Below are 26,233 nucleotides of genomic sequence, written 5' to 3' on the forward strand. Positions count from 1 at the left end.
ACTACAAACGTTAAGTTTCATTATCGAACCGCCGTATACGAGACCCGTACGTACGGTGGTGTGAGGGGTGCACTCCGTCATTAGATGGCGGAGCCACCCACTCGATTGTACTACGTTTTATTGCCTTTTAATTTCATCTAAAGTCCGACCATTTTTATCTTTCCATTTATTCCAGCCATTAGTCGATCTTCCTAATATAACTCCACCTGCTGTACTTGGCGAACCAAAAACATAATCCTGAACAAATTGATAGTTTCCATTATGTTCAATGATTATCTCGTTTTTAAACAATTTTTGACGGAGGTTAATAAGATATTCATGACAGGAAGGAGTTGTTTCTTTCTTAGCTTGAGAACCTTTAAACACGACGAATCCATCATCTATTAAATCTCCCTCCGCAGTAATTCCTCGTCCATTTAAAAACAAAAGCTCTTTGGAATCAATCTGTTCTTTACCAATCTTCTCATAAATCGGAAATCCTAAAGTGGATAGTAATATTTTTATGGTATCAAAGCTATCAAGTAGATCCGCTTCCATTGATTCAGTTACGAAAGGTTTACTTGGTGAAGTAAGATTTTCAGTAAGATATGTACTAGATTCCTTTGCTTCTTCAACTGCAATATGTTCTAGATATTTTGCATGTGATTTAGTGAATGCATTTATTTTTGAAACCATTACTACCGCATAGTTCCAAAACTCTTTTGTTCTGTTATGTTGTTTTAATCTTTCTAAACAATCTTCTGCTTCTCCGATATATGCAATTGGTTTTGCTTTTTCAGCTAATTCTCCGAATAAGAAATATATGCCTACATTCTTTAACTCATTTCTTGATGCGATATATTCCAACTTATTCCTAGGAACTAATATGGCTTTAACAACTCTATTGGTAATCTCCGCAATTTTCACGCTTCTTGGAGAGCCATCAGGTAAGAAAATCTGAATAGTTTGTGGTCGATTCATTTTTATGTTTAAAATTCTGACTAACGCTTAAATTTAATATAAATTTCTTACATAGAAATTAACTCGTTAGTTTAATAAATTAATAGAGTTTTTCTTTATGTGAAGAATGTAGTACAACTCGTTATATCAGTTTAATATATACTGTTTATCGGCTAATTACTTTGGATAACAGCAATAATACGGTACTGTTATCTATTTATAAATAGCTGTATCAATATTATAATATTGGTAGGTGAATAACAAATTAAATAGAAAGAAAATACAACAATTTGATGCTGCTTGAGGGGAGGTATGGAGAATATGCTCTTGTATGTTTTTAGAAACCCTGTTTCTGGCACAAAACGAACCGATATTTTTCTTTTCTCCTAAAATCAACTTTTTAGTTTTTTGACCTTTTTCAAGAGGGCTTAGGGACTAGTTTAGACTTTGAGACCGGCAAGGAATTAGCCTTCAGTAATGCAAGATTGTAAATGTTAAAATATTGAAGGAAATCTTTAAGTATTTCTGAGTTTTCCTTTAAACAATGACAAAATATCTCAGTAATATAATCTTCTGTAGGATCTTTATCAGTATTTAGTTATAGCTTGAAAACCTTTCTGAATATTCCTGCCATAATTATAATTAAGCCCTACGAACGTGAATAGAACCTAGTGATTATATCTCTATTGTACAATCCACCAATATAAGGTTTTATCTACTATTTCGGAAGTTGTTCAAAAGAGCAGTAGTCAACTTGTGCTGAATATGCGATGAAGAAATAGGATTAAACGTTATGCTATGGAAAAATGTAACTATGTTTATGGAAAAAGAGGAGAGTTTACAACAAAAGCTCTCATCGTTGTAGGTGTAGCAGGATAAAGGTAGGGGAGAAGGGCTCTCCCCTTTTAAATATTGTTGTCCAATGAAGTGACCGTAGGTTGGAGGATACTGTTTAAATCTTCTTCTTAAACTCGGTAAGGGCATTTACAATGGCGGCTTCCATTTCCTTATATTCCTCTTGTACATCGGCTTGGTAGACCACGTTTTCACCAATATTGGTTTTTGGGATAAACTCGTTGTTTTCAGTAAGGATCCATGCTGGATTATATCCCAGGGAATAGTAGTATAATATCAATTTGATAGTAGTTAAGGAGATAGCCCCACGTTCTACGTTAACCAATGTATTGTAGTCCATTTCAAAACGCTCGGTAATGGCCTTTATGGAAAATGCGCTCGTGCGCCTGTTACCGGTATCTTTCGTAATCAGTTCTTCACGTATCAATTTTAACCGTTCACTGATGTATGCAAAATCCTCAGTAGGGGCTTTCATCAGCTCGTATATGTCTTTCATGTTTCGAATAATTAATTTTCCAAATCCATTATTATAGGAAAGCTGGAGAATAAGCTTTCCAATTCTTTCTCTGCACCATTTCCAATCTCAAATTGATTGGCTTCGGTAAACTTTCCAAAGTTAGGTAATTCATGCTGCTTACGGAATGAATCTGCCAATGCCTTTTTGGCTCTGGTATGAAAATCAGTAATAAAACCCCTGGCGATAAGATCGTTTTTTTTCAAAGACGTACCTATTTCACCACCTATCTTAGTTTTATCAAATATCGGTAACTTGGGTTTTTTTCCTGTGCATCGAGAATACTCCCGTTCCACCAGGATATTGATATCCTGAATCACTTTCATAAAATTTTCCTCCAATACCCTGTTTTTCTCTTGCTCTTTGAACATTCGGTCCACCAGAGCGGTAATATACTCTTTTATAGAATTTATTGTATCGGTATCCTCTATTGTAAGGCTCTTTAATTTATGCAGGTGGTCAAATAGTTTTATTTCACGGGCTATTGGGATAAACTGCATCTGTTTTATAGGGTTATTGTACCGTTCCTTGGTAAATTTATTGAGGTACTTGCCATAGAACTCCCTGTGATCCCTCTGACCAAAGTCCAGATGTTTCACTACCTCAAAAAAATTAAGATTTTGTAGAACGGTCATTTTGGAGGCTACCAACTCCTGATGGAGTTTATTTCTAAATTGGAAGGGTGAAGGTAGTTCGTATTTGCCCTGAATTTTCTTAGCTTCCATATTGGGCATTAACAGTCCACAACATAGCTTTTGCGCTATCGGCTGCTCAAAGGTATCGGCGACAATACCTGCAAAATGACCAGTAGACATACTGCTTATCTTGCTCTTTGGAAGCAATGACGAAAGGATGGTACTAAAATTAAGCGTGGTATCCTGGCTGGAAACCGCTTTGCTTCTTTTTTCCTGATGGATACGTCCAAAAATTTCGCTGATTCGACGGGCTGTTTCTCCTTTTGCAGCGCCAGTAAAGACATTGGAGCAGTTGTCAAAAATGACCTCTGCCAGTTCCCGGCCGTAATCGGCTATAAGCTGTGTAATACTTTGTACTCCTAGTATCGTGGCTACGTAATGAGACCTGCCAGTATCAATAATCTTTCGAAGTCCCATAATGAAAACGGTCGGGAGTTCATCCAAGATCAGACCCATTGGCCTACACCCTGGTTTGTTCACCACCTGTAGCACCTTGTTAATGAACAGACCAATGGGAGCAGCGTATATTTCTGAACGATCGGGATTGTTTTGAATGCAGACTATTTTTGGACTTTGTGGGTTGTTGATGTCCAACTGAAAATCGTTTCCAGTCATAATATAATAGATTTCCTTACTGGCCAGCATCGAGAGGGAGATTTGAGCACTAGCGGTCTGACCTGCCAATTGCTGACCTGCTTTTCGATCCATGGCGTCTTTGAAAGGAATCATTAGACTACGAACTTCTACTTCCTGCATCATAATTTCCAATAAGTATTCTATGTTAATGGTAGATAAGGTGATCACATGGGGCAGCGTACAGATATATTCACCTGTTTCCTCGGATTTCTTTTTTAGGTACCATATCAGCCCAGCAACAAAACTAATGGCGCTTCTGGAGAAGAAATCACCGCGTTTGATCCACTCCTTGTTTAGGTTCTTCATTATAATGGTAGCTGCATCCGAAGCGTCCGTCTGGTTTTGCATTAAGTAGGGATCAATAGGATTGCAACGGTGCGATTTCTCTATGTTATCAAAGCTCAAGGTATAAAATTCAGGTATTTTGAAAGGTTGGTCCGTTTCGTTGGTAAGTTCCTTTTTTTGACGCCAATAGTTGTAGGCGATTTTACTAAGGGTATCCAACTTAAAATCGTAAATCAGCAACGTAAAGTTTTTTGCTATCATCTGTTCTATGATCTCTTCGATCAAAGCAAAGGATTTTCCACTACCTGGGGTGCCTATGACCAACAAACCCCGAAACAGGTTTACGAAATTCACCCACCCTTTGCGGAGTATCCCGCGATAACGGTATTCATAGGGGATGTTTACGGAATATTTGGTATCAATCTTTTCTTCCATTTGCCGGAAGGATTCGTTCTGTTCGTTAAATGGATCTTCCTCGGCCTCGTTGGCAAAGTCCATAACTTGGAATAAGTGAACGACCCCTGTAACCGATAATAAAAACCCAATGCAGTACAAGAAAAGGGAGTAGCCTAGTGAAGGAATTTGGAAAGCTTTAAAATAAGCCGTAATAAACAGTAGTAGGGCGCCGAATGAAAAATATACAAATCCGGTGACAAGAGAGCTTCCTTCTTTTTTTCTGGGGTTATAGAGCATAACGCTCCCCAAAATAATCAGTAGCAATAAAGACCTGCTGAGAAAAGGCTTTTGTAAAGTCTTGAACCGTCCTAAAAATTCATGAACCATTCCGAAAAGGGCCGAATCCAGTTCTAGGTATTGCAGCAGTGGGTAATATGGGATAAACCCCAATATTACAAAGAAACTTACCGAAAGTAGCATGGCCGAAAAGGCCAAGTTCTGGTTGTTCATAATAGTATCGTTTTGTTAAATATGCCTTCCTTTAAAGGTTCTATAAGCGGAATATCAAGCTGGTAAAAAGAAGCATTACATCATTCGATGTAATTCAATGAGCGTCCTAGGGGCCCATTTTAAGGTATGGCGCCTGATGGTCCTTTATTGAGTCCTTAATCCAAGTGATCGGGACAAGGGATGTTCGTTTAGTAAAATGCGTCTTGATGTGATTAAAGGGAACCGTTTCGCTATCCCCTGGGCCAAATTCGCATCTAACACAGTCATCGGAAAGGGCTTTTATAATTCCTATACTGCCAGGGCGATGGTTTCCTAACCAGAATTTTATAGTTACCTTATCTCCAATGGCCATGATATTGGGGGCAACGGTTTCCAACTTATGAAAAATTTCCCTTTTGGAATCCATGAGGTCTTCGTTCCAGTCTTTTCCAATCGATTTATGGACGGTGATGTGAAAGGGTAAATAAACAGTGCTAATGGTTTCTATAAGTGCCTTGAAAGGATGTTTTTTCTCCTCCTTTTTGGGGATGTCCATCATCTCCTTTAAGGAGAATTGCAATGCTATTTTGTCATGGGATTTTATCCATTGGACCAAACTCCTTTGTACCATGGAAGTTATTGTTTTCGCTAAAACCTGTGCATGAATTCTTAATTTACTTCTGCTATCTTTAGGGTAATTTATGCAAAAACTAACGCTTTCTCGACGGAACAATGCTTCTACTCCAAGATCCTGATTATAAAAATTTAGGAGGCTTGCCAACAACTTTAGATCGAACTCGAATCCTTTACTATCGTTGTCCATGATGGATTTAATGATCGTCTTGTTGGTGTCGAGGTACGCTGCGGTGAGAAGATTAAAAAAAGTGAGTTTTTTTGAGTAGACGTTTCCGCTGAAAGAGACATAAAAATATTGAGGGCTACCATGGAGTTGGTGGTAGGAGAGGAGGTCTACGGCGCTTTCCCCTACAACAATCGCAGAGGGAGCTTTTATAGGAGTGGAATAAAACAGGAAGTGGTCTTTGCGGTTGAGCACAAGACGAAACTTTTTTATTTTATCCTCCTTTTTGCTTCTATAGGACTTGTTGAACAATATGTAATTTTGTGGGCTGCCCGCCAAATCGTATTTGGGAAAGGCGATGTTAGCGATTTTACGACCATTTTTATTGTTTGGGTAGGCATTATAGATACGACCGCAAAAGTTTACGCTCTTTAGGGTAGCCATAGAAATACCTCTTTGATTCAGTAGGTAACCGGGATTTTCCAAGGGGGCAATAGTAAAACTTAGCTCCAAGGGTTTGTTTTTGGAAGTAGCCTGTCTTTTCTTTAAAGGGATACAGACCGATTGCTCGCTGATATTCGCAATTTTTAGTCCTTCCCGAACGGCCACGTAAAAGTTGTCGCTCCGCTTTAAAAGGAATTTGAAAAAAAGCCCCTTATCCTGGGAATCATTGCGGTTGAAAAAGGTTACTGGATCTCGGCCGATATTCAGTACAATGCGATCCCTAGAATTTTTAAACTCCATGGAGCTCGCACTTTTCTTTATTAAACTATAGTCATTTCGATGGAGGAACAAAGGAAAGTTAACCTCAGAGTTGATTTTTGAGATTAATCTTTTATAGTGTTGCGGATCATCTATGTAATTGGGCCCATTCATGGTGAAGAAATAAAAGCCGACCTAATCTGTAGACCGGCCATTGGTTATTTGCAAAAAAAACTACCCGTTTAAGGTATTGTTAAGCTGATTCTTTTTTGTTTCAGCGGGTGTCGACATATTTGTCCTTTGTTGTTCCATTGGTTCGCAATTTCTATAAAGAAAACGTTGGCTCTTTGCACTCCATCTTACCTTATAAGTCAATGGTCCTTTTTGCGTTTTTCGAATCGTAATTTTAACCTCTTCGCCTTGATTTAGTTTTTCCGCCTGGGATGCGGTTAGTATTTGGCCCAAAACATACATATTGGCCGAGACGGCAGATTTCGTACGAATGTCGTGTAGTTTAGGCTCATAATAGGCTATCTTTTTAAAGGTTTCACCATTCACAGACGATCCTGTAAACAGGATGGTTTTACCCTCTTGCACCATGGCATGGAATTCTTCCTTGGAAAACTGGTACCGATAGGCATTCGCTTCTTTCCATTTAACAGGCTCGGTACGTTTTATCTGCACGTCCAATTTGGAACCATAGATAGGGTGGTAGAGCATTTGAACCATCTTTACGGTTTCTTTTAATGTTCCGTCTTTTATATAAGTGGTCGTTATTAACGCTTCCTTGCCCTCCAAGATATTCTCTTGAATATTGGGCTCTAACTTTTCAAAACTTATATAGGCCCCTTCCAAGCGTCTTTTGGCATCGGCCGTAGCAAATTGTTGATCCTTGGTTTTTCGGACTTCTACATGAATGCTGTCCATTAGCATTTCAAATGGAGGATGGTTAATTGTCTTTATTTTAAAGATGGTATCATCTGTGGATACGGCTTCGCCTTTGTGCCATACTTGGTTGACAAAGACGAATACTTTTTGAACTGTATTTTCTACTTGATTTTCCATTTTTGAGTGATTTAAATTGTTACGGAATTTGAAATTGTTACCTTTGAATAACTTTCAGATCAGGAGTGATTTGTGAGTTTCGGAATTTGAAGAAAAGAGGACGGGAGCGTCCTCTTTTCATTTTACAGGGCTATCCTATATTCTTTCAATGGCACCTCCTTCCCTTCATTGATTTGATTTTGAGTGTTTACCCATTCAGTGTACCAATTGTCTGATTTTGGTTTTAGTATATCTATCGTTTTGTTCAGATAGTTTTTGTAATAAGACCAGACCAATAATTTGATGGCGTTGGATTCTATGGGCAACCGGACCTTAATGTCTTCATTGTCTTTTGAAACCAGAATACTGTATTTGTTAAGTCTGTTTTGGTCGATGATTTTATTAAATTTTAAAAAACTTTTGGTCAACTCTTTATTATATCGTCTTGTATGGTCGTAAAAGCGGGAGAAAGATTTTTCATTTTCCATGGGGAAGCGTAACAACATATCCCTATCGGTCAAGATTAAATTGAAATCAGAATCGCTTGTGTACGATATAAAGTGGAGATCATGTAAATAGCCTTCTATTTTTTTATTTCCCGTAAAGCTTAAAAAGAGTTTGTCCACTTTTGTTAGCCTTTGGATCTGGAAAAGGATATCGGTGGTTTGGGAATTTATTGCTCCCAACGCCATATATACTACATTTTCTAATTGAAATTTTTTGTGAAAGGCCAATGCCTCCTTGGGATTGTTGAAAAGAAAAAGGCCTTCTATTTTTTTGGGGATATTGGAATACCAAAGGGAGTGCCCTATTGCCGACTCCCTATAAGGGACTACCTCCTTGCTTATATCTTGGAAATATCCGCAGATCTCGTTCTGCAAGTTGAATAAGGGAAATAGGGGGGCGCCTTCATCGCTTAAGAACACACGCCCCGAAAAGGGAATATCGTTTTCCAAATCAAAATATAGATTTCCCGAAGTTTCTTCCAGGGGTGACTGGTAAGATAAAAAATGATTAAAATCTTTTTGAACTACTTTAAGGGTCTCTTCCGAGTAATTTGCTCTTAATAGAGATTTGGTTTCCAATACTTTATTGTAGTAGTTGTACACCTTATCCCATATAAAATCTTCTCCCGATCCTTCCATTTTTGAAACATGGACCGTTATTAGTTCTGATGCCGAAAATTTTTCCTGTGGACGTTGTACCGTATAATAGAAATATCCCTTTTCCGTTTTAATGACTATATAATGCTCATCGTATTTTTTAAATAGAAGGTAAGTGTCCTCAGAACGTAGGAGTCCGAAACCCAAATATTCGAAAAGTTTGGGAAGGTGTATTAGGTGGTCTTTTGTAAGCCAGTTGTCCATAGAATATTAACCTCTTATTAATATGTATATAATTATTAAATTTGTATATAAATACAAATATATGATTTTTTTTGTACTTTTTAGCCGTTGGAATAAAAAAGTAGATTGTAATAAGTTGAAAACCAGTATGATTTTTGGAAGAAAGAAAGTGTGCTACTTTGTCGTATTAGTTACGATGGGTCTTTTCTATATTATTCAGAATAGTCCGGGTAAATCGGCTCAACGGCTGGAGGATGCCGTGAAAACTATGGATTTGTATGAGGAGCGATTAAACATGAACTTGAATGATACTATGACTACAGGGCTGGAGGTAGCAAGGGAGCGGGAGCGATTGTTGATGGCCATCGAAGAGCGTATAATAGGTTTTCTATATCGAATACCTGATTACTCATACATAGGTTCACTGGAGACCTACCTAAAGTACCGCCCAAATTTGTTAGCCCAATTTCCCGCTGCCGTTCCGTTGGGAAAAGGCGATTATTCCATTTCAAGTAACTACGGAACACGTATTCACCCCATTTCAGAAAAAGAGAAAAAACATTATGGGATCGATTTGGCCGCCCCATCCGGGACAAAGGTACATGCAACAGCATCCGGTACCATTAAGGAGCTGGGGTATTCGCCAAAGGGATATGGTATCTATATTGTCATGCGGCATCGCTTTGGTTTTGAAACCATATATGGGCACTTGGAGAAGGTGCTGGTCCATAAAGGAGAGACGATAGCTCAGCACCAAATTATAGGCACATTGGGGAATACGGGAAATTCAACGGGATATCATCTTCACTACGAAATACTGAAAAATAAGGAAAAAATTGACCCAAGACCTTCTTTCGATCTTAAAAAGAAGATATATGCTAGATTGTTCAAGGGTAACCCGGAAATGGAAGAAGAAAATTAGGTGTTTTTTATTGATTCTTCCTGCTTTAACACTTCCTAGCCTTCAAAGGAATCAATCTAACCTTCCAATCTACTGCTTTTTAGTTTCAAATATGGTCCGTTTGTTTAATGGGCTCAATTTTAAACTACCATTTCTTTTTGGTATACATACTTCCATCTTTTTTTATTGGTTCGATATCTAAATAGGACGAATGAATTGTTGAGACCTAATAAGTCAATTTTCATGAACATGCTGCAAGTTAATCAAGCCGCCTATGCCGGATCCATCTTGTTGTTGAAAAAATAGGCTATCCCTGCTGTCGGGGGAACCCACCGCAATTTTTTTAAATCTCCACATGGACTTACCCGCACCGCTGCGCTGCTGTTGATTGTTGGGGTTGCATAATATTAAAATAAAATATCATGGAAAATAATAAAAAGAGGATCCTTTTGTTGTTTAGAAAAGGGAAAATAGACGCGACGGGACAAAGTGAAATTATTCAAATTATATAGAATTTTAAAAGAGGTGTTATTCTAAATGCGAATATTGAATTATAAAATCAGGGATCAATAGCCAATTGCAAAACCCTTAAAAGCACAAACGGAGACAGTTTAATGGCAAAATAAAAAGACGTTTAGGAAATGTATAAGTTGTTGGGTAATAGTTAATCATCCTAATAAAGGGACAAAATGTTGTACATATGTTGTACAGAAGAAAAAAACCCAGAAGAAAAATCTCCTGGGTTCCTGTATTTACTAGTAGCGAGAACGAGAGTTGAACTCGTGACCTCCGGGTTATGAATCCGACGCTCTAACCAACTGAGCTACCTCGCCGTGCTACTGCTATTGCTTAGCGGGTGCAAAGATAGTTCTATTTTTCAATTGTCAAAATTTTTTTTAAAAAAAATATTCTACCCCCATAAATTTTTTAATCATGTAGAAATATATATATTGTCCGACGTAAATAAGATCAAGGATGAACGATAAAATTAAATTTGAAGTTGAGTTTGTAATACACGCTTCTCCACAACTACTATATCAATATATTTCAACTCCATCGGGCTTGTCCGAGTGGTTTGCAGACAATGTAAATTCGAGAGGAGAAATGTTCAGTTTTATATGGGACGGTTCCGAAGAAGAAGCTAAGTTGTTAAAAAGAAAAAGTGACGAGTTTGTAAAATTCACATGGCTTGCCGAAGAAGATGATAGTTTTTTCGAAATGCGGATCATTGTCGATGAAATTACCAAGGATGTGTCTTTGTTTATCACCGATTTTGCCGAAGAAGGCGAGGAGGATGAAGCTAAGATGCTATGGCAGAACCAGGTATCGAGTTTAAAGCAGGTTTTAGGATCGGCCTAGTCTCTTTTATTGAATAAAATGTATCTTTGGCCTTGAAAAATCAAGGCTTTTCTTATGATTAATTTTAATGGCAACTTACATTCAAAAGACTCCTATTTTTTAAATCAAGAAAATAGGGGGCTTCGTTATGGAGACGCATTGTTCGAAGCGATTAGGGTAGTGAACAACAAGGTGTTCTTTTTGGAAGACCACTACCTAAGGCTAATGGCCTCTATGCGAATTCTTAGGATGGAGATTCCCATGAGTTTTACCATGGAGTTTCTAGAAGAACAAATATTGGCTACCGTTAACGCTAATGACCTGCAGAGCAAACCGGCCAGAATCCGCTTTACCGTGTTTAGGAACAACGGGGGCTTATACCTTCCAGAAAGCAATGACATCTCTTATATCGTAGAGGCTAATGCCTTAAATACGCCGTTTTTTATATTAAATGAAGGTGCTTACGAGGTGGAATTGTTTAAAGATTTTTATGTCAATGCAGACATGCTGTCTACCCTAAAGACCAATAATAAGATCATAAATGTTGTTGGGAGTGTTTTTGCCAGCGAAAACGGATACCAGAACTGCTTATTGCTCAATCAGGAAAAAAGAGTGGTAGAGGCTCTTAATGGCAATGTGTTTTTGGTAAAGGGAAATCTAATCAAAACCCCATCGGTAAAAGATGGCTGCCTAAATGGTATCATCAGGAAAAAATTGATAGGTATCCTTGGAGCTTTGGAAGGGTATGAATTTGAAGAATCGCCTATTTCCCCATTTGAGTTGCAAAAGGCCGATGAATTGTTTATTACCAATGCCATTGTAGGAATACAGCCGATAACAAAATATAGGAAAAAGAAATACGGTAGTAGGGTGGCAGCAGATTTGTTAGGAAAGCTTAACGCTGCAGCTAGGTTGAATTAATTTAAATTTGGATTTTCCGGGGCATTCGACCAGATAAGGTAATTGCCCCCAAGTTCTACCATTTTTTCTTTCCAAAAGGCATTGGGCGACTTTTGAATGATATTACTTTCATATACGTTCTCTACGACTATCCAAGATTTTGAGCTTAGTTCTTCATTCAGTTGAAGGGAAGACCAGCCAGAGTACCCTAAAAAGAAACGGATGTCATCTTCGCCAATAATATTTTGATTGATGAGGTCGACTATGGACCCGAAATCTCCGCCCCAAAAAATACCGTCCGATATTTCGATGCTATTTTCAATTAGATGAGGGACCTTGTGTATGAAATACAGATTGTCTTGTTCTACAGGTCCACCGTTATAGACTTTAAACGGAATGTCAATTTCCTTTACTAGATCGTTGATGGTGTAATCTAAGGGTTTGTTAAGGATGAACCCGATAGAGCCTTCTTCTCCGTGTTCTGCCAATAAAACAATAGACCTGTTAAAGGACACGTCTCCGTAAAGAGTCGGTTCAGCAATCAAAAGGGTTCCTTTTTTGGGCTTTACTTCAACCATCATTTAGTAGTTCTAGTCTCTAAAATAAAACATTTCTTTTTAAGTCTAAAGATTTTTTTCAAAAAAAAAGCACCTCTTGGAAGAAGTGCTTTTAAATTATCGGGTAATTATGACTAGTTTACAGCGTTGCTTAAATCAGCTCCTGCTTTAAACTTAACAACATTTTTAGCTTCAATTTGGATTGTCTTACCAGTAGATGGGTTTCTTCCTTCTCTAGCATTTCTTTGAGAAACTGACCAAGATCCGAATCCTACTAGAGAAACTCTATCGCCTTTTTTCAATGAACCTTCAACATTTCCTAAAAAAGATTCTAATGCTTTTTTTGCCGCAGCTTTTGTAATGCCAGCATCAGCTGCCATTGCATCGATTAATTCTGTTTTGTTCATAATTTTGTTAAATTAATTGTTATTGTTTAAACTTTAATACTTCAACAAATTTATACGGATTTGTCAGTAACGCAAGTAAAATAGGGGGAAATCCATTATTTTGTTAATAACTTTGGCTGTTTGTTAATAACGTAAGAGGTTTTTTACTTTCTTCGCTACCCTCAGTGTACATGGGGGTTTAGGCTACATAGGCCTCATTTTTTAGTTTTAAACCGTTTAAAACATCTTTAGTAGCCATTTTTCGTTTCCCTGGTAGTTGTATCTCCAATAGGGATATAAACCCGCCATTGACCGCTACTTTTATCTGTGATTTGTCAAAAAATAGCGAACCTATTTTTAAATTATGCTCCGCTACTTCCATGGTAGCGGTGTAGATTTTTAAAAACAATTCGTCCTCTCCATTATATAAGGTAGTCCAAGAAGTGGGGTAGGGGCTTAGGCCTCTTATTTTATCGTAAATATTTTTTAAAGGTTGCGACCAATCAATTTCACAAGTGTCCTTATGTATTTTATAGGCTTCCTTTAAGGTGTTGTCGTCCTGTTGTTTGCTAGGGGCTATGTCTTTACTTTCTATTCGTTTTACGGTTTCAACAACTAAATCGGCGCCCAAATACATCAATTTATCATGGAGGACTCCTGCTGTATCGTCCTTATCTATAGTTGTTTTTTCCTGGAGTAGAATTTCTCCGGTATCAATTTTATCATCTATAAAAAAGGTCGTCACCCCGGTTTCTGTCTCTCCATTGATAATGGCCCAGTTAATAGGGGCCGCACCCCGGTACTGCGGCAGTAAAGACGCGTGTAGGTTAAAGGTGCCAAGGGCAGGCATTTGCCATACTTCCCGTGGCAACATTCTAAAAGCAACCACAATCTGAAGATCGGCCTTAAGAGCGCTGAGCTGGTTTAAAAACTCCTCTTGTTTTAAATTGGTGGGTTGCAAAAGAGTAAGTCCCTTTTTCTTGGCGTATACCTTTACAGCCGATTCGTGAAGCTTTCGGCCTCTTCCCGCTGGTTTGTCGGGCGCGGTTATGACTCCGACAACCTCATAATTGTTCGTAATAAGGGAATCTAAAATTGCTACGGCAAAATCGGGGGTACCCATAAATACTATTCTTAGCTTGCTCATACTTTGTTTATTTCGTATTGGTTTACCGCATTTATCTTTATGGTGCCCTCTTCCAATAATTCTTGAAGTGCCAAAATAATATTGACTTCCTTATATATAAGGGTCTCTATGATGGCTCTGGAATTTTGAGGGCCTGATTTTAAAAGTGGTATAATTTCTTGTTTAATGATTCGGATAATATCTCCGTTTACATTTTTAGGACGAAGGCATACATCGCATTTTCCGCATTTTTCGCTTCCTTTTTCTCCAAAATAAGCCAATAATTGCTTGTTTCTACAAATGGAATCGTTTTTAATAAAGGATATGATGCTTTCTATGTTGTCTGTTTTTATCTTTTGTAACTGTGTTATTTTTTTAGCAAATATATTAATGGTCCTATCGTCTTCTCTGGGAACCAAAAAACTAATTTCCAAATCGCTATGTTGTGCGTGGTAATCGATTAAGTCGTCTTTTTTTAATTGTTCCAAAATTGATATCACGTACTTTTCCGAAGTATTGGTTTTTTTTGAAATTAACAAGGTGTTTATTTTGGTGTCAAAATCAAAAATTCCCCCATAGGTTCTTAGAATGGTCTGGATGACAGGAGCTTGCTTTGGGTGTAGTTCCAAATAATTAAAGATGCTATTTTTAGTACATATAAAACGGATACTTGTTCTTCTAGAAAAAGATTCGGACAAGGCGATGACCGAATTTTGGTCTAAAATCCGCAAACCGTTATAGGTGGTAATGGGATTTAACTTATAGGTACTACAAAAAGCATTAAAAGGCAATTGAAATGTTTCTTCGGTGCCTTCACCAAAGGAGATTTGAAAATAGTTGTTGAGTTTATTGTACAGTAATTTAACAAAAGCAATATCTGGTAACACACTTAAAAACTGATTTCTAACCTGAATCTCATCTGCTTTATTAGTGATTAATACTGCTTTTGCCGGGCTGCCGTCCCTACCTGCCCTTCCGGCTTCCTGAAAGTAGTTTTCCATACTGTCGGGAATTTGGTAGTGTACTACCAGGCCTACATCTGGTTTGTCTATTCCCATTCCAAAGGCATTGGTGGCTACCATAACCTGAATCTTGTTCTGCAGCCAATTGTTTAAGCGGTCTTTTTTTTCCTTTTTGGTGATGCCGCCATGAAATAAAGTAACCTTAAACCCTTGTTGGTGAAGAAAGTTGGCAACTTCCTGTGTCATGCGCCTGCTGCGAACATATATGATGATACTTGTTTTTGTTTCGCCGCACAGTTGTTTTAGACGATATCTTTTATCTTCTTCCCAACAGACAGAAAAGGAAATATTGTCTCTAGAAAAGGAATCTTTAATAAGAAGGGGGGCTTCAAATTTTAAATTGCTCATCATATCTTGGACCACCACTTCTGTCGCTGTAGCCGTAAGGGCTATCATAGGTGCGTTCGGTGCAAGTTCGCGTAAAATGATACAGTCTAAGTAGGCCGGCCTAAAATCATTGCCCCATTGCGAGATACAATGCGCTTCATCTATGGCGATAAGGTTAACATCCATTTGGCGTATCCTATTCTGTACCAATTCTTGTTGAAGCCTTTCCGGTGACAGGTATAAGAACTTATACTTGCCGTAGAGGCAATTGTCCAATAAGTTGTTTACTTCCTCAAAAGAAATTCCGCCTGTTAGGGCAAGTGCCTTGATCCCTCGTTTTTTTAAGGCATCTACTTGGTTGTTGATCAGGGCAATCAAAGGCGAAACGACGATGCAAATACCGTCTTTTGCCAGGGCCGGAACCTGATAACAAAGTGATTTTCCCCCACCGGTGGGCAGCAATGCCATCACATCCCTACCGTCAAGAACAGCATTGATAATCTCTTCCTGAGAGTTTCGGAATTCTGGATACCCCCAGAATTCTTGTAAAATTTCTTTTGGGTGCTGGGGCACTATGTGTTTTTTATATGGTTAAGGATAAAGTTAACCCTTTGGTCTACGGTATCCTTTGGCACCGTGATGATGTTATAACCGTAATGCCTATAGGTTTTTTCTAAAAAGGTGTGTATGCGCAAGGCTTCTTCAAAATTTTCGTATCGTTCGTTGTCCGAAGCATGAATCTCTTGCCAAGGCGGTAATAAAAATACTTGATCATAGACAAAAGAGGTGGTAGCGGTAATAAACTTTTTTTCATAAGGTTGTCCAAAACAATCCATATAAGCCAAGACGTCGGGAATGCCACGGTCTAGGAAAACGAATGGTTGTGCTGTTTTCTCGGCCTCTTGGTATTGCTTTATCCTTCCCTCCATAATCCGTTCGCTAAACAATAAGGGGTCTGAAACGAATAATTGGGGAATACCTTGTTTTCTCGCTTCCAAGGTGATTTCCCTAGATATTTCCTCGAAGCAAAAAAAACCCTTTTCAGCAATTGTATCTATAATAGATGTTTTCCCGGTACTGGGACCTCCTGTGATGACAATTTTTTTGGTCTTCAATTGTTGTGAATTTGTATTTCCCTATTTTAGGGATAAAATGCTACTGCAAAGTAATGAAATACCCCTAAGACTAAAAAATTGCCAAGGATACTTTATATATTTGCAAAAACATTGCTATGGATCAAGATAAATCAGACGAGTTTTATATTAGGTTAAAAGAACAATTAGCCCAAGGAACAAAGTGGCCATCAGATTACCTATATAAATTTATAGTGCCCACCGATGCTGGAAAAATTAGCCAGATCGAAGAAATTTTTAATAATACAGGAGCTGTCATAGAAACAAAGCAATCTAAGAACGCCAAGTATACCAGTCTTTCGATTACTGTAAACCTTAAGAGTCCGGACGAAGTCATCAATAAATATAAAGAGGTAGGAGCTGTAAAAGGGGTAATCTCACTTTAAAATAGTTTTTGTGGCATATTTTTGTTATTTTGCATGCGTACAAGAATACTTCCTTGTCTTAAATTTTTAAGTAAAAATATTTCAATTTGAATTTAGTAGAAAACTTAGAATACAATACTGAGCGTACAAAGCTCATTATACCCGAATATGGCCGTCATTTTCAGAAAATGGTCGATCATGCCATTACTATAGAAGACGATGAAGAGCGTAATCGGGTAGCGCAAGCTATAATAAGTGTAATGGGGAATATACAGCCTCATTTGAGGGATGTGCCCGATTTTCATCATAAACTTTGGGATCAACTATTCATAATGTCCGATTTTAAGTTGAATGTAGATTCTCCTTTTCCTGTAACTTCAAAAGAAACCCTACAGAAACGGCCCGAACCCTTAAAATACCCACAGAACTTTCCGAAATATCGCTTTTATGGTAATAACATAAAAAGAATGATCGATGTGGCAGTCAATTGGGAAAAAGGGGATATGAGAGACGGCTTGGAATATGCCATAGCCAATCATATGAAAAAGTGTTATTTAAATTGGAACAAGGATACCGTAGAGGATAAGGCCATATTTAAACACTTATACGAGTTGAGCGATGGCCAAATAGACCTAGCTAAGGAAGGTGAAAACCTAACCGATAGCGGACAGTTTCTTAAGAATAGGGTCGCTAAAACTCCAAAAACCACTTCTGGTAAAAAAACACAAAGAACTCACACTCGCAGTAAAAAGCGATACTAATTTTCTCAACGCTTAATGGGAACATTTATAATTGAAGGTGGCCATCAATTGCATGGTGAAATTACACCACAAGGGGCAAAAAATGAGGCATTACAAATTCTGTGTGCCGTTTTACTCACATCCGAAGAAGTAACCATTAGCAATATCCCAGATATTGTCGATGTAAATAAGCTTATTTCCTTGTTGGAGGACCTGGGGGTGAAAACTCAAAAGAAGGCCAAGGGCACCTATACCTTTAAAGCTGATAACCTTAACTTAGACTATCTCCAATCTGCCCAGTTCAAAGAGGACGGAAGAGGATTGCGAGGCTCTATAATGCTGGTTGGACCATTATTGGCGCGATTTGGAAAAGGATATATTCCAAAACCGGGCGGTGACAAAATTGGCCGACGAAGGTTAGATACCCATTTTGAAGGCTTTATAAAGTTAGGAGCTACTTTTAGGTACAACAAAGAAGAGCATTTTTATGGGGTAGAAGCTAAAAAGCTTACAGGTACCTATATGTTGTTAGATGAAGCTTCGGTAACCGGAACGGCCAATATTGTTATGGCTGCGGTTTTGGCAGAAGGAAAAACAACCATATACAATGCCGCTTGCGAACCTTATTTGCAGCAACTATGTAAAATGCTCAATAGAATGGGGGCCAAAATCAATGGTATAGGCTCTAATCTATTGGAAATAGAGGGCGTAGATTCGCTCGGGGGTACAGAACATAGAATGCTTCCCGATATGATAGAAATCGGGAGCTGGATTGGACTGGCTGCCATGACCAGAAGTCACCTGACCATAAAAAACGTTAGTTGGGACGACCTTGGACAGATACCTACCGTATTTAGAAAATTGGGAATACAGTTAGAGCGCAAGGGCGACGATATTGTTATTCCTGAACATAAGGACGGTTATGAAATTCAAAACTATATCGATGGATCTATATTGACCATAGCCGATGCGCCATGGCCAGGGTTAACGCCAGATTTGTTGAGTATAATTTTAGTAATGGCTACCCAGGCAAAAGGAGAAGTGCTTATTCATCAGAAAATGTTTGAAAGCCGCTTGTTTTTTGTCGATAAATTAATTGATATGGGAGCAAAGATTATTCTTTGCGATCCGCATAGAGCTACTGTCATAGGGCACAATTTTGAATCGACCCTAAAAGCGACTACGATGGTTTCTCCAGATATAAGAGCTGGAGTTTCCCTGCTTATTGCGGCGCTCTCGGCAAAAGGAACATCGACCATTCATAATATTGAACAGATAGACCGTGGATATGAAAATATCGATACACGCTTACGTGCTATAGGGGCGAAAATAACCCGACTCTAGTAGAAAACGAATTTCTGTTATAATAAAAAAAGGCTTCTTGGACACCCCGTCAAAGAAGCCTTTTTTATTTTCCCAAGTAAAAGTTAGGGATGTTTTGCGGTATTGATTTCAATCCAATAGCCTTCGGGATCCTGAAGGTAAATTTGTTGCACCCCATCGGTCCGCAGGGTAATGGCATTTTTCTTTCCGGGCCAATCCTCATAAGGGATTTTGTGGTTCTCCAAGTGGTCGATAAAAGCTTTTAGTTTTTGCGTCGACAGGCATAGGTGCATGGATTTGTGTTTTTTTATGGGGACGGTATCTTTCTGAATTAGATGTAATTGAGTATTTCCGTGAATTAGAAACCATCTAAAACCAGGCGAATTATCGGGATGCGGAATTTCTTCCAACTGTAAGACGTCCGCATAAAAATCGCCCGTAGCTTTTAAATCTGTTACAATTAGGGAAGAATGATCTATACTAAAATCAAATGTCTGTCCATAAGCAATATAACATTGAGCGATAAAAAATAAAAAGAGAAATTGTTTCATAAAAAATAAGGTTGGTAGCCTACAAGTTAGGAAAAAGAAAAGTCCAAATAAAATGGGCGGTTACAAAAAGTAGTTTGTATAAAGGTAGGGGGCATAATATGTGGTAATCTTTAACCATCTTTTTTCATTATTGAATATGTCTAATTCTTATTTGAGTTGTACTATTTCGTTCATTTAAAATTGTCAACTTATCACTTCTTCAATGAACTTCCTTGATTAATGGTAACTGTTACTAGTTGCTTTAAGGCCGCGTTAGCTATTGCAGCGGCATCCTTTTTTAGCGGGCTGGGCCCGCTAAAAAAGATACAGCGGAAAGAGCGACCCGACAGGGTAACGCCCAAAATAAAATTAGCATAAAAAAGACTTGCATTTCTTGTAAGGGCCCTATTACCAATACTTTAAATAGCGTTCAAACCTGCTTTTTCCATAAATTTAAGTACCTTTATATTAGTGACTATTACCTTGTAAAATCGTTTCAAAGACATTTTAAGGCCCGAAAAAAGGACTATTAATTGGACTAAAATCTTAAAATCATGGCTAGTAATGAGATTAAAAAAGAATATACCAATGGTGAGATTACCGTGGTATGGAAACCGAAAAAATGCATACACTCTGGGATTTGCGTAAAAACCTTGCCAGAGGTGTACAACCCAAAAGAAAATCCTTGGGTAAAACCCCATAACGCGACTACGAATGCCCTGAAAGCCCAGATAGGCAATTGTCCTTCGGGCGCCTTGTCCTTTTATATCAACGAAGAAAAAAACAGGCCACACGCCTAAATTGTGCTTCTAAACAAAGTGAGATATGGCCCCTTTAAAAAAATGATGATGGCTATTTAGATATATATCATGGAATATTGACCTTTAACAGTTTGCTTTTTGTAAATTACTTTTACAAAACAAAAAGCCTAGAATTTTATTCCATGAAAAAACTCTTATCCATTGGTTATAGCCTAATTTTAGGGGTAATAGGTTGCAATGACAACAAAGAGGCCATTCCTTTAGACCCTGTAAATTGGGACAGCAAATATATTTCTATACAGGAAAAAGATTCTTTGATCATGGGCAGTTCGTACCTGTCCGTCTATTCTTCTATTTACGACGGCACGGAAAAGGTGCTGCACCACTTAACCGCTACCACGAGCATTCGCAATATAAATCCTACCGATTCCATTTATATTTTAAAAGCGGCATACTACAATACCGAGGGTACTTTGCTACGGACTTATTTTAAGAAACCTATATTCCTAAAACCTTTAGAAACGATAGAGATTGTCATAGACCAAGACGATAAACACGGTGGAACCGGAGCCAATTTTATTTTTGATTGGGCGGTAAAGCCCAAAGATCGTGAGCCCATTTTCGAAGCTGTTATGATATCAACAACGGGGCAACAAGGTATTTCCTTTACGACACAAGGATTAAAATTATAAGTACTTCTTAATAACTTCCTTATAATAGATTTTTTATAGGTACGATTATAGGGATTTTGGTGTTCAAGGCATGCTAAAATCATGTATATTTAAAACTATGAACTGTTTTTCAAAAAAGCGCTACAAATCGTAGGCAATTTTTAAGAGGAACTAATTCAGCCAAATAAATCAACCCTTATAACATTTGTCCAACCCCTTTTTTAATGATATTACGATGAGTTTTTTACACAGTATCCCAGAAAGTATTTTCGAAACTATAGGTATTACAGCCGGTTTGGGCGCTTGTTTTGTCATTGCCATTCAGGTATACAAAGAGTTTAAATTTAAAGGTCTAAGCAGCCTTTCATACGGATTTGTTTTTGGGTGGGTATTTATATACCTCTTCTGGTGTTTTTACGGAATTCGATTCAATACAGTGGCCCTATGGCTTACCAATGGTATTGCCGTGGTGCTACAAACAACCCTATGTTTTATAGTGGTCAGAAAAAGAAAACTTTACGCAAACTAGCAAGTAGCTTCTACTATAACTACCGTCTATGAAATTAAAACCAATACCCTTTTTATGGTTTTTTCTGTTGCTTGTTTTTTTGGATCTATGGATAGGCATGTCCGATGTTAGCGGTTTTCGCCAGCTAACAAAACCATTAATTCTTATAGCCTTACTCCTTTATTTTGGTCGTTTAGGAAAAACTCTTCCAAAATCTATCTATAAACCTACCCTATTGGCCCTTTTATTTTCTTTATTGGGTGATATCTTTTTGCTTTATGACACCCAATATGAGCTGTTTTTTATTTTGGGCCTGGGATCTTTTTTCATGGCCCATCTTTGTTACGCCCTGGTGTTTTTAAAACAACGAAGCCCACAATTCCCATATGGTTTTTGGTATGTTCTTAGCCTCCTAATTGCTTACGGAAGCACCTTATATCTATTATTGGCAGAAAAATTAGGTCCCTTAAAAATCCCGGTGATACTTTATATCCTAGGAATATTGACCATGGCCATCACCGCTTTTGCAAGAAAAAAAGAGGCCTCTACAAGACCTTATACCCTTGTTTTTACTGGGGCAGTATTCTTTATAATCTCCGATAGTATTTTGGCGGTCAACAAATTTTTAACGGCCGTACCCTGGTCACACCTTTTGGTCATGGGCACCTATGCCATGGCACAATACCTTATTGTGATGGGGTTGTTGGGAAGCAAGGCAGCACCCTCAGCAACCTCTAAAGTAACCATCTAGCTGTTTATAGCATCCTGTTTTGGGCGTTACCCTATCGGGTCGCTCTTTCCGCTGTATCTTTTTTAGCGGGCTGGGCCCGCTAAAAAAGGATGCCGCTGCAATAGCTAACGCGGCATTCAAAGAACTAGTGGCAGTTAACAATAATGTACGTCCCTGATATAGGTTGACCACTTAAAAGAAAACGCACTGCACAAAGTCACTTTATGATGTTTAAAAGAAAGGAGCTTTTAAAATTATTGCTGTCACCCTATTCTTTCCTGTACGGGCAGGGGCGTGACGCTGAGGATAGAGGTCGAAAACAATATCTACCAGAAACTAAAAACAGACCTCTTAGAAGTCAGGTATAACTGTTTTTTGGGTAGTAGTTATGAATATTCTTTTTGAGTAGTGAGTCATTAAATAATAATTATTAAAAGCTGTTCTTTAATACTGATATTAATGTCTAATAACGGACTATGCTGCTTAGGGAAGTATATGTAAAAAAAAGAAAACAGCTTTCTGTACCTCCCCGAGAAACTGCTGTGCCACCTGGATATATTACTTTTTATTAGTCATACATATATGCATGTTTAGTTATATGAAGGGAAAGTTCAAAAGCAATTTTTTGAAGCTAGCAGTTGCATTTATGAAGGTCAGTAGGCTTCTCTTAAAAGAAGAAAACCGGGTGTTTCCGGTTTTCCTAGCTGGTCATCGCTATAAATGGCACGTTTATTCTTCTAAATGGCCAAACTTTCCCAAATTATAATCCTCTATGGCCTGCACCAATTCACTTTTCGTATTCATCACAAATGGGCCTTGGGCTGCAATAGGTTCGTTGATGGGTGCTCCACTGAGAACAAGGAAAATGGCATTTTCCATGGCTTCTACCACAAAATCTTCTCCCTTGTTTTCGAATAAAACGAAATGATCTGTCGGTACAACTTCTGTATCGTTTACCTTTATTTCACCCTCTAGTACTAAAAGGGCAGTGTTATAGGTACTAGGGAAGTTAAAGTCGGTTTTTACGTTTTTGTTTAATCGGGTGTTTAATAAATTTACAGGCGTAAAGGTTGTGGCGGTTCCTTTTACTCCCTTGTATTCCCCTGCAATAACTTCAACGATACCTTTATTGTTCTCCAGTTCATATTTGTGTATTTGCTCATGGGTAATACCTTGGTATTTTGGTGCCGACATTTTATCCTTTGCAGGAAGATTTACCCACAATTGAACCATTTGAAATTCGCCCCCAGCTTTGCTAAATTCGGTTTCATGATATTCTTTATGTAATATTCCGGCGGCAGCTGTCATCCATTGTACATCACCTTCCTTAATAACCCCGCTATTTCCGGCACTGTCATGGTGGGCAATCCTACCCTTATAGGCAATGGTGACCGTTTCAAAACCGCGGTGGGGGTGTACACTTACGCCACGTGGTTTATCGGTAGGGGGAAAATAGAACGGAGCATTATAATCCATTAAAATAAAAGGACTCATCCTTTCCATATCCAAACGATACCCACTAGGGATAAAATTGTGTACTCTAAATCCATCCCCAACATAATGCGGCGTTTTTGGGGCCACTACTATTTCTATATTTTTTGTGCTCATGACTTTTTTTTTAATCTATATCCAAAGTTAAGAAGTATTTAAAGCCTGGGCATTGATCTATGATAAGAAAGGTTCTAGTCCTATTTCAAAGGCTTATTTGCCAGTTCTTTGCGTACCCTGCTTAAACTTTCGGGGGTTATTCCTAGGTAGGAGGCTATCATCCATTGGGGGACCCTGCTGATTAGGTCGGGATAAAGTTGTATAAAATTCATATACCTGGTTTCTGCCGAAGCACTCAACAAAAGATTGATTCTTTTCTGTTGGTGGCGAATATGGTTTTGTAGGGCTATTTGGTTATATTTTCGGAAATACGGACTGATCTCATTGGCCTTTTCTATAAAGTCCGATCCTATGAGGATCACTTCGGTATCTTCTATAGCGTCTATAAACAGTTCCGATGGTTCGTTAAAAAAGGCACTGCTGCGATCGGCTACAATCCAATTTTCGGAGCCAAACTGAAGGATGTGTTCTTTCCCAGAGGTATTCATGGTATACGATCTTAAAAGACCTTTTTCTACAAAAAAGGAATGCTTACAGACTTCTCCTGGCCGTAAAATAACCGTGCCTTTGGCTATTTTTTTTACAGCCAATTGTTTAATAAGTAGCTCAAAGTTTTCTTCGGATACTTGCGCTTTGGTCTTTAAATATTTGGTAAAGTTCTTCAAGGTTTTGGTTTTTTAGGGATCTATTATTTGGATATGCTCAAGGAATGGCTTTAGGGACATTTTTTATCTTTGAAGGTTTCAAAGGAGGTCTTTATCAGCTCGCCGAGGACATTTAGATCAATATCGGAAAGACGTTTTATGTACAAGCATGATTTTCCGGTTTTATGGGGCCCTAATTTTTCGAGCAAATCTTGATACTTAGGAAATCCGGCCATGATGTATATGGAGAAGTTTTGCTTGCGGGGAGAGAATCCGGTCAATAGCATATCACCCTCCCTACCAGTTTTGTATTTATAGTGATACTTCCCAAAGCCCACAATACTTTCGCCCCACAAAACGGGGGGTTCGCCTGTAATTTTTTGGAACAATGCTGCCAATTCCCAGGCTTCTAAACGTTTTTGCTCGGGTTCGCAAGCATTTAAAAAAGTACTTACGGAATTGGAGGTAGGTTTTGTTTTGTTCTCGGCCATGTCGGATTGTGTTGCTTTAGTCCATTTTCTAGGGGTGTATAGGATTAAAGTTACTAAAAAAACTTATGTCAGTGCCGCTTTGTACACTTTTAAGCAGCGTTCGCGGGCTTCTTTATGATCTACCATTTTTTGGGGATAGGTATGTTCTTGCCATTCCGGAACCCATTTCTTTATATAATCCCTTTGTTTATCGAACTTTTCTATTTGGGTCATGGGATTAAATATCCGAAAGTAAGGGGCGGCATCTACACCACAACCGGCGGCCCATTGCCAATTTCCCACGTTGGCACTCAAGTCATAATCCAACAATTTTTCTGCAAAATAGGCTTCTCCCCAACGCCAATCGATCAGTAAATGTTTGCATAAAAAACTTGCTACCAACATACGTACCCTATTGTGCATATAGCCTGTGGCATTCAACTCTCGCATTCCGGCATCTACCAAGGCATAACCCGTAACTCCGTTTTTCCATTTTTCAAATTCCCCTTCCTGGTTCCGCCATACAATGCGATCGTATTTTGGCTTAAAGGATTTATGAACGGTATGGGGAAAATGCCAGAGGACCTGCATAAAAAATTCGCGCCAAATAAGTTCGTTCCAAAATACCTCGTTTTGTTCCGCAATGGCTTTTTTTACCACTGTACGTATCGATACGGTTCCAAAGCGTATATGTGGCCCTAGTCTGGAGGTGCCGTGCTCTATAGAAGGGTAATTTCGCCTAGCCTCGTAATTTTGGATTAGTGGTGGACTCAAATCGTAATCGGGAACCTGAATGGGGGAAACGGAAAAGCCCATATCCGAAAGGGAAAGAAAGGGCAGGGCTGTGTTTTTTAACATATTTCCCAGATGCTTAAGGCTGTCCTGGAGCATGAGGTCTTTTTCTAGATTGAATTTTTGTTTCCAGCGATTTTTATAGGGAGTATATACCAAATAAGGGTTGCCGTCTTTTTTTACAACTTCCGACTTTTCAAATACTACCTGATCCTTGTAAGTGTTAAAGGGAACGCGATGTGCTTGCAGCAGGGTACAGATCTCTTTGTCTCTCTTTCTCGCGTAGGGCTCATAATCCCCATTAACAAATACTTGTTGAAGCTCATAATCTTCTAAAAGTTGTTGAAACACGGCTGTAGGGGTTCCGTAATAAGTGGCTAATGAAGCATTTTGCTGCTGAAGTTGCCGCTGCATTTTTTGAAGGGAACTATATATAAAGCTTACCCGAGCATCGTCTTTAGGGAGTTGTTCTATAATTTCTTGGTCAAATATAAAAATAGGTAATACCGGCACTCCTGCTTTTAAAGCAGCAAGAAAACCAGTATTATCGTCTAGGCGTAGGTCCCGTCTGAACCAAAAAATAGAAACTTTTTTTTGCATGTCTAAGTTTAGTGAGTCCTTGCAAGGGAGCAAGGCAGGGTTATTATTGTGGGTGGTTGGTTTCTGATTAAGATAAAGAATCTTAAAGAATAGGCACGTAT

The 26,233-nt window shown here is 38.4% G+C and carries 26 protein-coding genes and 1 tRNA gene; 10 read left to right on the forward strand and 17 right to left on the reverse strand.

Annotation, left to right across the window (positions count from 1 at the left end; all coding sequences use genetic code 11):
- Positions 1 to 117: 117 nt before the first annotated feature.
- From HCG49_RS09860 to HCG49_RS09885, 6 genes are all read right to left on the reverse strand, one after another.
- Positions 118 to 960, reverse strand: a complete 843-nt coding sequence (locus tag HCG49_RS09860) for a GIY-YIG nuclease family protein (RefSeq protein WP_168469370.1) — start codon at positions 958 to 960, stop codon at positions 118 to 120.
- 931 nt (positions 961 to 1,891) lie between these two features.
- Positions 1,892 to 2,290 carry a hypothetical protein gene (locus HCG49_RS09865; protein ID WP_168469371.1) on the reverse strand — a complete coding sequence of 133 codons (399 nt, stop codon included), beginning with the start codon at positions 2,288 to 2,290 and terminating at the stop codon, positions 1,892 to 1,894.
- 11 nt (positions 2,291 to 2,301) lie between these two features.
- Positions 2,302 to 4,830, reverse strand: coding sequence for a type IV secretory system conjugative DNA transfer family protein (locus HCG49_RS09870; protein ID WP_168469372.1), 2,529 nt, complete (start codon positions 4,828 to 4,830; stop codon positions 2,302 to 2,304).
- Positions 4,831 to 4,936: 106 nt separating this feature from the next.
- A complete protein-coding gene (locus HCG49_RS09875; protein WP_168469373.1) occupies positions 4,937 to 6,352 on the reverse strand; it encodes a toprim domain-containing protein in 1,416 nt (471 codons plus the stop codon).
- 192 nt (positions 6,353 to 6,544) lie between these two features.
- Positions 6,545 to 7,375 carry a hypothetical protein gene (locus HCG49_RS09880; RefSeq protein ID WP_168469374.1) on the reverse strand — a complete coding sequence of 277 codons (831 nt, stop codon included), beginning with the start codon at positions 7,373 to 7,375 and terminating at the stop codon, positions 6,545 to 6,547.
- A 122-nt stretch (positions 7,376 to 7,497) separates the two neighbouring features.
- Complete coding sequence (locus HCG49_RS09885; protein WP_168469375.1) at positions 7,498 to 8,721, reverse strand: hypothetical protein; 1,224 nt, start codon at positions 8,719 to 8,721, stop codon at positions 7,498 to 7,500.
- 61 nt (positions 8,722 to 8,782) lie between these two features.
- On the opposite strand from HCG49_RS09885, the gene HCG49_RS09890 reads away from it, so the two are divergent.
- On the forward strand, positions 8,783 to 9,622 hold the full coding sequence (locus HCG49_RS09890) for a M23 family metallopeptidase (protein WP_168469376.1): 840 nt from the start codon (positions 8,783 to 8,785) through the stop codon (positions 9,620 to 9,622).
- A 738-nt stretch (positions 9,623 to 10,360) separates the two neighbouring features.
- Here HCG49_RS09890 and HCG49_RS09895 read toward each other — a convergent pair.
- Positions 10,361 to 10,434: transfer RNA gene (locus HCG49_RS09895), tRNA-Met, on the reverse strand.
- A gap of 142 nt (positions 10,435 to 10,576) precedes the next feature.
- Here HCG49_RS09895 and HCG49_RS09900 point away from each other — a divergent pair.
- Entirely contained in the window at positions 10,577 to 10,960 is a 384-nt protein-coding gene (locus HCG49_RS09900) for an START-like domain-containing protein (protein ID WP_168469377.1), read from the forward strand.
- Positions 10,961 to 11,014: 54 nt separating this feature from the next.
- Positions 11,015 to 11,860 (forward strand): aminotransferase class IV, encoded by an 846-nt coding sequence (locus tag HCG49_RS09905; RefSeq protein ID WP_168469378.1) that lies wholly within the window; start codon positions 11,015 to 11,017, stop codon positions 11,858 to 11,860.
- Here HCG49_RS09905 and HCG49_RS09910 read toward each other — a convergent pair.
- From HCG49_RS09910 to HCG49_RS09930, 5 genes are all read right to left on the reverse strand, one after another.
- Positions 11,857 to 12,417 (reverse strand): YqgE/AlgH family protein, encoded by a 561-nt coding sequence (locus tag HCG49_RS09910; protein WP_168469498.1) that lies wholly within the window; start codon positions 12,415 to 12,417, stop codon positions 11,857 to 11,859. The genes HCG49_RS09905 and HCG49_RS09910 overlap by 4 nt on opposite strands.
- Before the next feature lie 113 nt (positions 12,418 to 12,530).
- On the reverse strand, positions 12,531 to 12,803 hold the full coding sequence (locus tag HCG49_RS09915; protein WP_072765510.1) for an HU family DNA-binding protein: 273 nt from the start codon (positions 12,801 to 12,803) through the stop codon (positions 12,531 to 12,533).
- A gap of 178 nt (positions 12,804 to 12,981) precedes the next feature.
- Positions 12,982 to 13,929 carry a methionyl-tRNA formyltransferase gene (fmt, locus tag HCG49_RS09920; protein ID WP_168469379.1) on the reverse strand — a complete coding sequence of 316 codons (948 nt, stop codon included), beginning with the start codon at positions 13,927 to 13,929 and terminating at the stop codon, positions 12,982 to 12,984.
- Entirely contained in the window at positions 13,926 to 15,830 is a 1,905-nt protein-coding gene (locus tag HCG49_RS09925; RefSeq protein ID WP_168469380.1) for an ATP-dependent DNA helicase RecQ, read from the reverse strand. Before HCG49_RS09925 ends, fmt begins: the two co-directional genes overlap by 4 nt.
- Complete coding sequence (locus HCG49_RS09930) at positions 15,830 to 16,372, reverse strand: AAA family ATPase (RefSeq protein ID WP_168469381.1); 543 nt, start codon at positions 16,370 to 16,372, stop codon at positions 15,830 to 15,832. Before HCG49_RS09930 ends, HCG49_RS09925 begins: the two co-directional genes overlap by 1 nt.
- Positions 16,373 to 16,488: 116 nt before the next feature.
- On the opposite strand from HCG49_RS09930, the gene HCG49_RS09935 reads away from it, so the two are divergent.
- The 3 genes from HCG49_RS09935 (at position 16,489) to murA (ending at position 18,839) form a co-directional block, all read left to right on the forward strand.
- On the forward strand, positions 16,489 to 16,776 hold the full coding sequence (locus HCG49_RS09935; protein WP_168469382.1) for a DUF493 family protein: 288 nt from the start codon (positions 16,489 to 16,491) through the stop codon (positions 16,774 to 16,776).
- A gap of 86 nt (positions 16,777 to 16,862) precedes the next feature.
- Positions 16,863 to 17,516, forward strand: a complete 654-nt coding sequence (locus tag HCG49_RS09940; protein WP_168469383.1) for a DUF4290 domain-containing protein — start codon at positions 16,863 to 16,865, stop codon at positions 17,514 to 17,516.
- A gap of 15 nt (positions 17,517 to 17,531) precedes the next feature.
- Positions 17,532 to 18,839: a UDP-N-acetylglucosamine 1-carboxyvinyltransferase gene (gene murA, locus HCG49_RS09945; RefSeq protein ID WP_168469384.1), complete on the forward strand. Its 1,308-nt coding sequence runs from the start codon at positions 17,532 to 17,534 to the stop codon at positions 18,837 to 18,839.
- Between the two features lie 83 nt (positions 18,840 to 18,922).
- On the opposite strand, the gene HCG49_RS09950 is transcribed toward murA, so the two are convergent.
- Complete coding sequence (locus tag HCG49_RS09950) at positions 18,923 to 19,369, reverse strand: VOC family protein (protein WP_168469385.1); 447 nt, start codon at positions 19,367 to 19,369, stop codon at positions 18,923 to 18,925.
- A 533-nt stretch (positions 19,370 to 19,902) separates the two neighbouring features.
- Between HCG49_RS09950 and HCG49_RS09955 the strand changes: the two genes are divergently transcribed.
- The 4 genes from HCG49_RS09955 to HCG49_RS09970 all read left to right on the forward strand — a co-directional run bounded on the left by HCG49_RS09955 (position 19,903) and on the right by HCG49_RS09970 (position 22,039).
- Entirely contained in the window at positions 19,903 to 20,148 is a 246-nt protein-coding gene (locus HCG49_RS09955; protein ID WP_168469386.1) for a (4Fe-4S)-binding protein, read from the forward strand.
- Between the two features lie 143 nt (positions 20,149 to 20,291).
- Positions 20,292 to 20,801, forward strand: a complete 510-nt coding sequence (locus HCG49_RS09960; protein WP_168469387.1) for a DUF3124 domain-containing protein — start codon at positions 20,292 to 20,294, stop codon at positions 20,799 to 20,801.
- A 214-nt stretch (positions 20,802 to 21,015) separates the two neighbouring features.
- Positions 21,016 to 21,309 (forward strand): hypothetical protein, encoded by a 294-nt coding sequence (locus HCG49_RS09965; protein WP_072765518.1) that lies wholly within the window; start codon positions 21,016 to 21,018, stop codon positions 21,307 to 21,309.
- Positions 21,310 to 21,337: 28 nt separating this feature from the next.
- Positions 21,338 to 22,039, forward strand: coding sequence for a lysoplasmalogenase (locus HCG49_RS09970; protein WP_168469388.1), 702 nt, complete (start codon positions 21,338 to 21,340; stop codon positions 22,037 to 22,039).
- A gap of 708 nt (positions 22,040 to 22,747) precedes the next feature.
- Here the strand turns inward: HCG49_RS09970 and HCG49_RS09975 are convergent.
- The 4 genes from HCG49_RS09975 to HCG49_RS09990 form a co-directional block, all read right to left on the reverse strand.
- A complete protein-coding gene (locus tag HCG49_RS09975; RefSeq protein ID WP_168469389.1) occupies positions 22,748 to 23,626 on the reverse strand; it encodes a pirin family protein in 879 nt (292 codons plus the stop codon).
- An 80-nt stretch (positions 23,627 to 23,706) separates the two neighbouring features.
- Positions 23,707 to 24,291, reverse strand: coding sequence for a Crp/Fnr family transcriptional regulator (locus tag HCG49_RS09980; RefSeq protein ID WP_168469390.1), 585 nt, complete (start codon positions 24,289 to 24,291; stop codon positions 23,707 to 23,709).
- 50 nt (positions 24,292 to 24,341) lie between these two features.
- Positions 24,342 to 24,761, reverse strand: coding sequence for a DUF1801 domain-containing protein (locus tag HCG49_RS09985; protein WP_168469391.1), 420 nt, complete (start codon positions 24,759 to 24,761; stop codon positions 24,342 to 24,344).
- Between the two features lie 63 nt (positions 24,762 to 24,824).
- The gene (locus HCG49_RS09990; protein ID WP_168469392.1) at positions 24,825 to 26,132 is read right to left on the reverse strand and encodes a cryptochrome/photolyase family protein; all 1,308 of its coding nucleotides are present in this window, start codon (positions 26,130 to 26,132) and stop codon (positions 24,825 to 24,827) included.
- Between the last annotated feature and the right edge of the window lie 101 nt (positions 26,133 to 26,233).

Source organism: Arenibacter sp. 6A1, assembly GCF_012272855.1.
In the GTDB taxonomy this organism is placed as follows: domain Bacteria; phylum Bacteroidota; class Bacteroidia; order Flavobacteriales; family Flavobacteriaceae; genus Arenibacter.